Origin of the sequence: Clostridium sp. C1 (genome assembly GCF_018223625.1) — a bacterium.
Taxonomy (GTDB): domain Bacteria; phylum Bacillota_I; class Bacilli_A; order Erysipelotrichales; family Coprobacillaceae; genus Allocoprobacillus.
This window is the reverse complement of the sequence record NZ_CP073631.1, coordinates 924,942-937,030: the sequence shown is the minus strand read 5'-3', so window position 1 is coordinate 937,030 and position 12,089 is coordinate 924,942. Positions and strand designations below refer to the sequence as shown.

Genomic DNA, 12,089 nt, shown 5'->3' with positions numbered 1-12,089 from the left:
AATGAACAATGAAAAATGTCAATGATTTGAAATCACAAATCAACGTGTGTTATAATGCTTTTATATGTGAAGGAGATTGAAGTGAGTTATGAAATATAAGATCATAGAACCACAACATTATCAACAGATTCAGGCTCGATATCATATCAATTCTTTATTAGCAAAAGTCATTGAAAGTCGTCAATATGATGAAAAAACATTGAAAGAAATGATGAATCCACGTTTGATCTATCATGATTTTTCATTGTTTGAAGAAGCTGATATGACATTGGAAAGAATCCATGAAGCGATTGAACAGCATGAAAAAATCTGTATTTATGGAGATTATGATTGTGATGGTATTTTAGCAACAACGATTCTTGTGCAAGCTTTTTTAGAGCTGGGAGTGAAAGTAGGATATCATATTCCTCATCGCTTTGAAGATGGCTATGGCTTGAATGTTAGGCGTGTAGAACAGATGGCTGAAAAAGGTTATACTTTAATCATTACTGTGGATAATGGTGTGAAGGCTTTTGAAGCTGTTGAAAGAGCCAATGAACTGGGCATTGATGTCATTATTACAGATCATCATCAATTTGATCAAGATTTACCAGATGCCTGTACAATTATTCATACAAAGCTATCACCAGATTATCCTTTTAAAGAAATATCAGGAGGCTATGTTGCATATAAACTGGCAAGTGCATTGCTTGGACGACAAGATAAATATTTATTTTGTCTGGCAGCAATTACGACCATTTCAGATATGATGCCATTACTCAATGAAAATCGTTCACTGGTTAGACGTGCTTTGACTTTTATGAAAGAAGGAAAATATCTGTCATTAGAATTATTGTTAGGAAATCAGCAGACTTATTCAACTTATGGTATTGGATTTGTGATTGCACCTAAGATCAATTCTTTTGGTCGTTTACCAGAACTCTGTTCTCCTAATATTCTGGTCAAATATTTCTTAAAAAATGCGCCTCGTGATTTTATGGTTCAAGTGGCTCAAATGGCCACATCTTTGAATACCAAAAGACAGACAATGACCAACCAACAGTATGAACTTGCCAAGCAGCAGATGAATGATGATTTTCTTTGCTGGGCAAGTGATGAGATTCATGAAGGCATTATGGGGTTGATTGCTGGAAAATATACACGTGAATATGAAAGACCAAGTTTTGTGATGAATCATGATAAAGACAAAGGTTTGTATAAAGGCAGTGCCAGAAGTGTAGAAGGTTTTTCTTTGCATCAATTTTTTATGGAACATCAAGATCAGTTTGTTATTTGTGGAGGTCATTCTTTAGCTGGAGGATTTACGGTTGATGAGGCTCATTTTGATTCATTTTGTCAATGTGTTAAGGACTCTTTACAAGGTAGGCATTTTCAACCGACAACATCTGTTTTGCAGATTGATGAAAATGATATTGTACTTTCCAGTGTAGAATCTTTATCATTATTAGAACCTTTCGGTATGAAAAATGAAGAACCTTTATATATATTAAAGAATGTTCCTGTTTCTCGTGTTCAACAAATGGGGCAAGGAAAACATTTAAAGATGGAAAGTCAATTTCCACATGGTCAGATGTCTATGTTGTATTTTCAACATGGAGATTTATATGGTGAATTAAAAAATATAAAAACAATGAATGTCATTGGGACATTACAAATTAATGAATATCGTCATCAAAAAAGTATAAATTTTATTATTAAAGATATTGTATAATCTCTTTATAAAAAGCAGAGATTTTGATATAATAGAAAAATAAGGAGGGCTTTTAAGCTATGGATTTAAAAAAGTATATCGCAGATATTCCTGATTTTCCAGAACCGGGTGTTATCTTTAGAGATGTGACACCACTTTTAGCCAATAAGGATGCATATCAAGAATCTATTCGATTAATCAGTGAATTTGCAAAAGATAAAAAGGTTGATGTCATTGTGGGACCTGAAGCTAGAGGATTTTTATTTGGATGTCCTGTTGCTTTGGCATTACATTGTGGATTTGTTCCTGTTAGAAAACCGGGAAAACTTCCTCGAGAAGTGATTAGTCAATCTTATGATTTGGAATATGGTTCAAATGAAATTCAAATGCATAGTGATAGTATTCAAGCTGGACAAAATGTTTTGGTTGTTGATGATTTATTAGCAACTGGTGGAACAGTTGAGGCGGCTATAACTCTAATTGAAAAAATGGGTGGAAACGTTGTAGGAACTGCTTTTTTAATTGAACTTGAAGCATTAAAAGGAAGGGAACTTTTAAAAGATTATGACGTTTTTTCAGTCTTAAAGTATTAAAAGGGACGATGTCTCTTTTTTTGCATAGTAAAGGGGGAAGAATTTATGAAATATAAAGGAGCACATGATCAAGTGACATTTGATGATGTCTTGGAAAGTTGTTCAACTTACATTACCAAAAAAGAAAGTATTGATTTAATTCAAAAAGCTTATGATTTTATTATGGTAAAACATGAAGGACAAAAACGTAAAAGTGGTGAACCTTATACGATTCATTTGATCTGGGTAGCATACATTCTGACGACTTTACAGACCGGACCAACAACTATTGCGGCAGGACTTTTACATGATGTCATGGAAGATTGTGATGTCCCTCGTGAAGAAATGGTCGAACGTTTTGGAGAAGAAATTACCAGTCTTGTTGAAGGTGTAACGAAAATCAATAAAATGCCATTTAAAGATGAAGCTGATGTTTATGCTGAAAATCATCGTAAGATTTATATTGCGATGGCAAAAGATATACGCGTAATCTTGATTAAATTGGCAGATCGTTTGCATAATATGCGTACATTACAGTATATGCCTCCTGCTAAACAACAGCGCATTTCTAGGGAAACATTGGAAGTTTATGCACCAATTGCACATCGTTTAGGTATTAATGATATTCGTATTGAACTGGAAGACCTTTGTTTGCATTATTTAGATCCAAAAGCTTATCTTGAAATCTCTGAGCTCTTAGAACAAAAACGTAGTGAAAGAAAAGAATCTGTTGAAAAAATGATGAAATCCGTAGAAAAATTACTGGATGAAAATCATATTGATTATCGTATTAAAGGTAGAGCAAAACATATTTATAGTATTTATAAAAAAATGGTTATTAAACATAAACGTTTTGATGAACTTTATGATTTAAATGCTTTACGTATTATCTTAAAAGATAAAATGAAATGTTATGAAGTCTTAGGTATTATTCATGATCATTTTCGTCCTTTACCGGGTCGTTTTAAAGATTATATTGCTATGCCTAAGCCTAATATGTATCAATCTTTGCACACAGCTGTTATTGGTGAGGATGGACATATTTTTGAAATACAGATTCGTACTGAAGAAATGGACGAACTGGCAGAACGTGGAGTGGCTTCTCATTGGCGATATAAAGAAGGAAAAGATTATTCATCAAGACAGGAACAAAAAGATATTGTTGATAAATTACAATGGTTGGGCGATTTTATTACTTTAAGTGATGAAATTAAAGATGGTGACGCTAAAGAATATTATGACTCATTAAAACGTGATATCTTTGAAGCCAATGTCTATGTTATGACACCACAAGGAAAAATTGTAGAACTTCCTAATGGGGCAACGCCTATTGATTTTGCCTATCGTATTCATACCGAAGTCGGTCACCATGCGGTAGGGGCAATCGTTAATAATGTCATGGTCCCTATCAATACCAAACTGAAAACAGGTGATGTCTGTGAAATCAAAACGAATAAAAATTCTGGACCGAGTGAAGACTGGTTAAAATTTGTTAGAACGGCCGGAGCCAGAAATAAAATTAGACAATATATTTCTAAAAAAGATGCAGAAACACAAAAAGAAGCGATAGAAGAAGGAAAGAAGCTTTTAAAAGAAGAAATTCGTAAACGTAATTTAGATGAAAAGAAATTTCTTGATCCAGAAACTTATAAATCATATTTTGGCTCTTTTGGAGCTAGAAATTTTGATGATTTAATGTTAGTGATTGGGAAAAAACAGGCTACAGCTGCCACGCTCATAGATAAAGTCTTACCATCAAAAACTGGTTTCTTTGATAATCTTTCAAAGATTTTAAAGAAAAACAATAATGCTTTAAAGAATCAAAAGAAAAGCAGCAGTTTAGGTATTAGTGTCAAAGGTGTGGATGGATTAAAGGTTCAATTATCGAAATGTTGTAATCCTATTCCCGGTGATGAGATTATTGGGTATGTGTCAAAAGGACAAGGAATCAAAGTTCATCGTGCAGATTGTCCTAACCTAAAAGGTGTAGAAAAAGGACGTCTGATTGATGTTTATTGGGATTATACAAATATTATGCAAAAGCGTTTTGAAGTTGATATTGATATTAGAGGTTTAGATCGTCCTAATTTATTGAATGATATTATTACTGTATTAGGACAGGTTAAGGTTAATATTTTAAATATTAATGCCGGTGTCGTTGATACAGAAGCACAAATTCAATTAAAACTTTCTGTAGAGAATGCTGAACTTCTACAATTGACAATTGATAATTTAAATAAAATACAAGGTGTTTATAGTATTTCAAGAGTTATTCACTAACTTTTTCAATCATAAATAGATGTATCTATTTATGATTTTTTAAAATCAAAAAAGCAACGATAAAAAGAAGATAAATTGAAAATGATATTTTCATAATATGAAAATGAAAAGGCTTTCAATTTTATAAAAAATGTGTTATGATATAGACGAAGAAAAGGAAAGGAAATGAAAGGAGGTCTTAAAGATGAAAGAAACTAGAAAAATCAAAACTTTATATTTAGGACCTAGATTCATGGAAAATCTCCTTCTTCCAAAAGAGTATCGTTTAGAAAGAGATCTTCTACCCCCTAACATACGTTAGACCTGGTAATGATAGGTCTTCATCAAAAAAGTTCATGATATAATAAAGTGTCATCATAATGAGTGAATGAGAAAGTTGATTGTTTGTAAAAATAAGCAATAAGTAAAAAAGGCATTGTGATATGGCTTTATCGAAAATATGGAAACATTATTCATGAGATTATCTATATAGATATAGTTTTTGATTCATAGAAATATAGATAAGTTAATAGATAATAGAGTGTCATCGTTATTTATAAAAATGAATATAAATGAATCACATTGAAGATAATATTTCTTCTTTAAAAATAATGGATAGGAATCAAGAAGTGAAAATCTTGATTCCTATTTTTTATGCTCATATACTAAAAATAACACGAAATTTGTCAAATATGTCATTAAATTGATATGTAATGAAAAAATCAGTAGAATAGTTCATTAGGTGAGAGGGTATGTTGAAAATAGGAATTTTTGATGATCAAAAAGAACAATTAGACTATATTTTACAAATTTTATCCAATGCTTTAAAAAAATCACAAATTATTTTTGAAATAACATCATTCAATGATGAACATGATTTAGAGGCTCTTTTATATCAAGAGATGATGACATTTGATATTTTATTTTTGGATATTTGTACACAACAGGGAACAACTCTTGATTTTGCAAGAAAATTATATCAAAAACATCCAGAAATTCAAATTGTCTATATATCACAATATGATGATTATTATAAAGATATTTTTAATTCTTCTGTTTTTTACTATATTGAAAAGAAAGATTTTTCCCAAAAGATTGATCTTCTCGTTGAAAAAATATTAGATTATTATGCTTCTAGAAAATTGATGCTTCATACTAAAAATAAAAACCTTTATTTACAACAGACGCATATTTTATATTTAGAAAGAAAATTAAGAATTACTTATATTGAAGATCATCAAGGCCATATTTATACGAGTCATGAAAAATTGTCAGATTTAATGTTAAGGTTGAATCATCATTTTTTAAGAGTACATGAAAGCTATATTGTCAATGAAAAGTATATCTTGTCTATGAAAAGAACCTCTATTGAGTTAATCAATGGAAAAGAGATTCCTGTGAGTCGCAAGTATCATCATCTCTTGAAAGAAAGGATTTTTTTATGAAAAGAGTCATTTTATTTAAAAATAAAAAAATAAACAGATACTTTATCTTTATGTGTTTTGTTTGTTTTCTGGCTTTATCTATAAGTTATTTTTTTACATATATTTTAGACTACTCTTATCAAACTTATCATCCTAATTTTTATACTTTTATATTTTCTTTTATCAGTGTCTTTTTTGGTGTTGTTTTTTTAATGATTGTCTATTTATTGGGACAATACTATCAACAGTTATATCAACGCTTTTATTATCATATTCAACAAGAACTCTGGCAGGAAAAACAATTATCACATGCAACCATTCAAGACATAAAGATACACTATTATCAACAATTATCCCAACAGCTGAAAAATATCGATACAAAACAATCACATTCATTACATTTAGAAGGCTTAGAAGCAACCATTAATCAATACCAAAATGAATACTCACAAAATATGATAATGAATACCATATTATCCTATAAACTGAATTTACCAGAGAATCAAGATATTATAGTAGAAAGTGATATTCATGTTTCTTCAAAAACTTTTTTATCTGATATTGATTTATCTTCTTTAATGTTTAATTTGATTGATAATGCAATCAATGCGACAAAATTATGTCAACGACCTTTTATAAAGCTTCATATAAAAGAAAAATATCATTGTTTAAGAATTCAAATAGAAAATAGTTATGATCCAAAACAAATGATTGAAAAGAAGCAGGGACATGGATATGGTTTAAAAATTATTCGTGATATTGTGGCAGCATATCATGGAGATATCACATTAAAACAAGATAATGGATGGTTTGACGTGACAATTTTCTTATATGAAGGTGAAAGTCAATGATTATTGGTTATTCATGTGTGATGTGGTTTGTGTTTTCATTTTGCCTTGTCTATTATACAAAAAATCTTTTTACTCATCGTTATTCATTTTCTAAAATGTTTATTCTTTCGCTTCTTTTCCATTTACCATATACGATGATTTCATTTGTTGGAACATATATGAGTTATTATTATAGTGAAAAAGAACTCACGATTTCTCTTTTAGGGTTGATTGCTCTTTTATTGATTTATGGTCTGCGTCAGCTTTATATGCAACGATTGATGGATGCACATTTTAAAAGTGCTTTTATTTTTCAAATGCTTATTCTATTAACGGGTATTATTCGTATAGGATTTGAAGATATGTATTTATATCTAGCTTCTCTTTTCTTGGATGATCAACAATTATTTATCAGTTCATTGTTTTATAAAATCATCTCTTTAGCTTTGATTTATTATTTTTCTTGTCTTCTTTATCAAAAAATGAATGTGATATTTTTTGATAACAAGACAGTTGTATTCTTTTTTATTGAATATTTTTTATTGTCTATTTTAGGTAGTTTTGAAAGTTTTGTTTTGAATATAGTAATTTATGGCATGGTTATTTTTATTTTTTATCTGATTTTTCGTATGATTGATCAAGGTTTTGAACATCAGAAGTATCTCAAGACAGTAGAATATCAAAATCAAAAGATTGAATTGTTGATGCAGGAACAAAGAAAAAGAAATGATGTTTTATCAAAAATAAGACATGATCAAAGAAATCATATGTTGACTTTATCTTTACTTTATCAGCAGGATATTCAAAAAGCCAATGAATATTTACAACAATGGCAAAGTGATATTGAAACAAAGTTGAATGAAAATCAGGATTGAACTTGATTTTTCATGATGAATCTTTTATAATGATGTCAATCCGTTGAAGAAGATTAAATAGTGATAATCTGGTAGAGAGTCTGTGGGTGGTGAAAACAGATAGAGGAAGCTGTGGGACACTTTGGAGGAAGTTATGAAAATAACCGTCAGTCGCGTTAAGACAGAGAGGGCATACTTTTTGTATGAACTAAGGTGGTACCGCGTTATAACGTCCTTAGATGGGCGTTTTTTTATTTATAAGGAGGAATAAAAATGGCATATAAAGCACCAAGAGGAACAGTAGATATTTTACCTGCTCAATCTGGAAAGTGGCAGGAGTTGGAACAGTTATTAAGAACAATCTGTGCCAATTATAATGTAAAAGAGATGAGAACACCTATTTTTGAACATACGGAATTATTTAATCGTGCAGTGGGAGATACAACCGATGTTGTTTCTAAAGAGATGTATACATTTGAGGATAAAAAAGGACGTTCAATGACATTAAGACCTGAAGGAACAGCAGGAATTGTAAGAGCTTATGTTGAAAATAAATTATATGGATTACCAGAAAAATTACAGAAGATTTATTATATGGGTCCAATGTTTCGTTATGAAAGACCACAAAATGGTAGACAAAGACAATTCCATCAATTTGGTGTAGAAATGTTAGGGGTAGAATCACCTTATGTTGATGTGGAATGTATGTTGATGGCAGTGACTGTTGTTGAAGCATTAGGACTTAAAAATATTCAGTTACATATCAATTCTTTAGGTGATCAGGAATCACGTGATGCTTATCGTGAAGCTTTACAAAATCATTTTCAACCTGTTTTAAATGAGTTATGTCATGACTGTCAGGTGCGTTATGAAAAAAATCCATTACGTATTTTAGATTGCAAAGTGGATAAAGATCATCCAATGATGAAAACAGCACCTCAAACTATTGATTATTTAAGTGAGAGTGCCAAAGCACATTTTGATAAAGTTTGTGCTTTATTGGATGATTTGGAAATTGATTACGTTGTTGATCCTAACTTAGTGAGAGGATTAGATTATTATTCACATACTGTCTTTGAAATTATTTCTGATGATCCAAAATTAGGAGCTGGTTCGACAGTTGGCGGGGGTGGTCGCTATAATGGACTTGTTGAAGAATTAGGTGGACCACAGACACCTGGTGTAGGTTTTGCTTTTGGAATGGAAAGATTGATGATCGCATTGGGTGATGAACCACAGGAAGATGAAGGATTAGATGTCTATATTATGCCTTTAGGTAGTGAGGCTAAAGATTTAGCAATGCAGATTATCACAATGCTTCGTGCTAATGGATTTACTTGTGATATGGATCAATGTGATCGTGGTTTAAAAGGACAGTTTAAATCAGCTGATCGTTATCATGCTCATTTTTCTATGATTATTGGGGAAGAAGAAGTCAAAAAAGAAGTTGTGAATATGAAATGTAATCATTCTAAAGAACAAGTGGAAGTTCCACTGGAAAATATTGTTGAATTTATTGAAAATCATTTTGAAGGAGATCATGATCATGAATAGAACACATAATAATGGAGAATTAAGAATTGAACATATTGGGCAACATGTTGAATTAATTGGATGGGTTGCGAAAAAAAGAAATCTCGGAGCATTGGTTTTTATTGATTTAAGAGATCGTTATGGCATTACTCAAGTGATTTTTGATGAGTCTTTTGAAGAAAGACTAAAAGAAGTCAAAAATGAATATATTTTATCTGTTCAAGGAACAGTCATTGAAAGATCATCAAAAAATCCTAAAATTCCTACAGGTGATATTGAAATTCAAGTTTCTGATTTTTCAATTATCAATACAGCTAAATTAACGCCAATGATTATTGGGGATGAAACAGATGCTTTAGAAGAAACAAGAATGCAATACCGTTATTTGGATTTAAGACGTCCAGTCATGCAAAAAAATATCATGACAAGACATCAGATTACCAGAAGTATCCGTGAGTATTTAGATAACTTGGATTTTGTGGATATTGAAACACCTTATTTAAACCGTTCTACACCAGAAGGAGCCAGAGATTTCTTAGTTCCATCACGTGTTCATAAAGGATCATTCTATGCTTTACCACAATCACCTCAATTATTTAAACAATTATTGATGGTTGCTGGATTTGAAAGGTATTATCAGATTGCACGTTGTTTTAGAGATGAAGATTTACGTGCAGATCGTCAGATTGAATTTACTCAAGTTGACGTAGAAATGAGTTTTATGTCAACTGATCAGATTCTTGAAATTGGTGAAGGCATGATTAAGAAATTAATGAAAGATGTTAAAGGAATTGATATTGAATTGCCTTTAAGACGTTTGACTTGGCATGAAGCGATGGAAAGATATGGAATTGATAAACCAGATACACGTTTTGGATTGGAACTTGTGAATTTGAATGAAACTGTCAAAGATGTTGATTTTGCAGTGTTTAAAAATGCTTTAGATGTTGGAGGACATGTCAAAGGAATCAATGTTGTTGGTGAAGCTGATCATTTTTCACGTAAAAAGATTGATCAGTTAACAGAACTGGCAAAAACATATAAAGCAAAAGGTTTAGCGTGGCTTAAAGTCAATGATGAAGGCGTTCAAGGACCGATTGCGAAATTCTTTAATGAAGAACAATTAGAAAGATTATTAACAGCGATGAATGCTCATGCAGGTGATTTATTATTATTTGTAGGAGATGCAAAATATGAAGTTGTCTGTGATTCATTAGCGGCTATTCGTAACTATTTAGGAAAAGAATTGAAATTATATGATCCAAATACTTTTGATTTCTTATGGGTTGTTGATTTTCCAATGTTTGAATATGATGATGAAACACAAAGATATTATGCGAAACATCATCCATTTACCAAACCAAAAGATGAAGATTTGGATAAATTAGAAACAGATCCAGAACATTGTCTGGCAGATGCTTATGATATTGTTTTAAATGGTTATGAATTAGGTGGAGGATCACAAAGAATTTATGATCAAAATGTTCAAGAAAGAGCATTTAAAGCATTAGGATTTACACAAGAACAAATTGATGCTCAATTTGGATGGTTTGTGGAAGGATTACAATATGGAACACCACCACATGGAGGATTTGCTTTAGGATTAGATCGTATCGCCATGTTATTATGTGGATGTGATTCATTAAGAGATGTTATTGCTTTCCCTAAAAATACGAGTGCGACTTGCCCAATGTCAAAAGCACCAACACCTGTTGCTGATGCGCAATTAGAAGAATTAGGAATAGGAGTGAAAGAATATGAATCTGATAAGAGTGAATAATGTCTTAAAACAAATGGGAGAAAGAGGAATGGATCATCTGATTATCAGTGATCCTAGCTCTATCAATTATTTGATCGGTTATGACAATCATCCCGGAGAAAGAATGTATGCACTGGTTTTATCATTAGATGGACATCACACTTTATTTTTAAATCGTTTATTTTATTTAGATCAAGAACTGGATTTAAATATTATTTGGTATGATGATACAGAAGATGGTCCAGCAAAAATTGCTGAAGTCTTAAAAGAGGCTCATTGTGTAGGTATCGATAAAAACTGGGAAGCCAGATTCTTGATGAGAGTTATGGAGCTGGCAAATGAAGAATGTTGTTTTGAATTAGGCTCAATCTGTGTAGATTATGTTCGTATGCATAAAGATGAAGAAGAAATTGACTTGATGCGTCAATCAAGTTTACTCAATGATCAGGCAATTGATCAAGTCATTCAACTATGTGCTCAAGGAAATTTAACTGAAAAACAAGTTGCTAAGCAACTGGATGGTATTTTCCAGTCATTAGGATGCAGCGGTAATTCTTTTGAACCTATTGTTGGATATGGTGCCAATGGTGCTGATGGACATCATGGTTGTGATGATTCAACATTAAAACCAGGTGACAGCATTGTTATTGACATGGGTGGACTGTATCAAGGATATTGCAGTGATATGACAAGAACAGTCTTTTATAAAGAAGTTTCTGATAAACAAAGAGAAGTCTATGAATTAGTCAAAAAAGCAAATGAAGTAGCTGAAGCTATGATTAAACCGGGTGTCAGACTATGTGATATTGATAAGACGGCCAGAGATATCATTAGTGAAGCAGGTTATGGACCAAACTTTAATCATCGTTTAGGACATTTTATTGGTAGAGATGTTCATGAATATGGTGATGTTTCAGCATCATTTGATATGCCTGTAGAACCGGGAATGATTTTCTCAATTGAACCGGGTATTTATATTCAAGGTGAATTTGGTGTCAGAATTGAAGATTTGGTTTTAGTGACAGAAGATGGCTGTGAAGTTTTAAATCATTATCCAAAAGATTTAATGATTATTGGTTAGGGTGAAAGCTCTAACCTTTTTTGTTTGCTAAAAATGTTAAAAATAATGATAATTATGTAGTCCATATTGTTTGATAAGATATAAAAA

At 31.4% G+C, this 12,089-nt stretch carries 9 protein-coding genes and 1 other annotated feature; all 9 genes read left to right on the top strand.

Annotated elements, in window-relative coordinates:
• Positions 1-88: 88 nt before the first annotated feature.
• The 9 genes from recJ (at position 89) to KEC48_RS05050 (ending at position 12,002) form a co-directional block, all read left to right on the top strand.
• Positions 89-1,711: a single-stranded-DNA-specific exonuclease RecJ gene (gene recJ, locus KEC48_RS05090; protein ID WP_087357877.1), complete on the top strand. Its 1,623-nt coding sequence runs from the start codon at positions 89-91 to the stop codon at positions 1,709-1,711.
• Positions 1,712-1,770: 59 nt separating this feature from the next.
• Positions 1,771-2,283 (top strand): adenine phosphoribosyltransferase, encoded by a 513-nt coding sequence (locus KEC48_RS05085; protein ID WP_087357876.1) that lies wholly within the window; start codon positions 1,771-1,773, stop codon positions 2,281-2,283.
• 45 nt (positions 2,284-2,328) lie between these two features.
• Positions 2,329-4,542 (top strand): bifunctional (p)ppGpp synthetase/guanosine-3',5'-bis(diphosphate) 3'-pyrophosphohydrolase, encoded by a 2,214-nt coding sequence (locus tag KEC48_RS05080; RefSeq protein WP_087357875.1) that lies wholly within the window; start codon positions 2,329-2,331, stop codon positions 4,540-4,542.
• A 731-nt stretch (positions 4,543-5,273) separates the two neighbouring features.
• Positions 5,274-5,966, top strand: a complete 693-nt coding sequence (locus KEC48_RS05075) for a LytTR family DNA-binding domain-containing protein (protein WP_211964778.1) — start codon at positions 5,274-5,276, stop codon at positions 5,964-5,966.
• Complete coding sequence (locus KEC48_RS05070; protein ID WP_211964776.1) at positions 5,963-6,796, top strand: ATP-binding protein; 834 nt, start codon at positions 5,963-5,965, stop codon at positions 6,794-6,796. Before KEC48_RS05075 ends, KEC48_RS05070 begins: the two co-directional genes overlap by 4 nt.
• Entirely contained in the window at positions 6,793-7,650 is an 858-nt protein-coding gene (locus tag KEC48_RS05065) for a hypothetical protein (protein ID WP_211964774.1), read from the top strand. The genes KEC48_RS05070 and KEC48_RS05065 overlap by 4 nt, the downstream gene beginning before the upstream one ends.
• Before the next feature lie 34 nt (positions 7,651-7,684).
• Positions 7,685-7,869: a binding site (T-box leader), on the top strand.
• 33 nt (positions 7,870-7,902) lie between these two features.
• Positions 7,903-9,183, top strand: coding sequence for a histidine--tRNA ligase (hisS, locus tag KEC48_RS05060; RefSeq protein WP_205089095.1), 1,281 nt, complete (start codon positions 7,903-7,905; stop codon positions 9,181-9,183).
• Complete coding sequence (gene aspS, locus KEC48_RS05055) at positions 9,176-10,942, top strand: aspartate--tRNA ligase (protein ID WP_249191410.1); 1,767 nt, start codon at positions 9,176-9,178, stop codon at positions 10,940-10,942. The genes hisS and aspS overlap by 8 nt, the downstream gene beginning before the upstream one ends.
• Positions 10,920-12,002 (top strand): Xaa-Pro peptidase family protein, encoded by a 1,083-nt coding sequence (locus KEC48_RS05050; protein ID WP_211964771.1) that lies wholly within the window; start codon positions 10,920-10,922, stop codon positions 12,000-12,002. Before aspS ends, KEC48_RS05050 begins: the two co-directional genes overlap by 23 nt.
• The last annotated feature ends 87 nt before the right edge of the window (positions 12,003-12,089 follow it).

What these genes read in the sequence shown, in the direction of transcription:
- recJ (WP_087357877.1), top strand. Translation starts at nt 89, where the DNA reads ATGAAATATAAGATCATAGAACCACAACATTATCAACAGATTCAGGCT.
- KEC48_RS05085 (WP_087357876.1), top strand. Translation starts at nt 1,771, where the DNA reads ATGGATTTAAAAAAGTATATCGCAGATATTCCTGATTTTCCAGAACCG.
- KEC48_RS05080 (WP_087357875.1), top strand. Translation starts at nt 2,329, where the DNA reads ATGAAATATAAAGGAGCACATGATCAAGTGACATTTGATGATGTCTTG.
- KEC48_RS05075 (WP_211964778.1), top strand. Translation starts at nt 5,274, where the DNA reads ATGTTGAAAATAGGAATTTTTGATGATCAAAAAGAACAATTAGACTAT.
- KEC48_RS05070 (WP_211964776.1), top strand. Translation starts at nt 5,963, where the DNA reads ATGAAAAGAGTCATTTTATTTAAAAATAAAAAAATAAACAGATACTTT.
- KEC48_RS05065 (WP_211964774.1), top strand. Translation starts at nt 6,793, where the DNA reads ATGATTATTGGTTATTCATGTGTGATGTGGTTTGTGTTTTCATTTTGC.
- hisS (WP_205089095.1), top strand. Translation starts at nt 7,903, where the DNA reads ATGGCATATAAAGCACCAAGAGGAACAGTAGATATTTTACCTGCTCAA.
- aspS (WP_249191410.1), top strand. Translation starts at nt 9,176, where the DNA reads ATGAATAGAACACATAATAATGGAGAATTAAGAATTGAACATATTGGG.
- KEC48_RS05050 (WP_211964771.1), top strand. Translation starts at nt 10,920, where the DNA reads ATGAATCTGATAAGAGTGAATAATGTCTTAAAACAAATGGGAGAAAGA.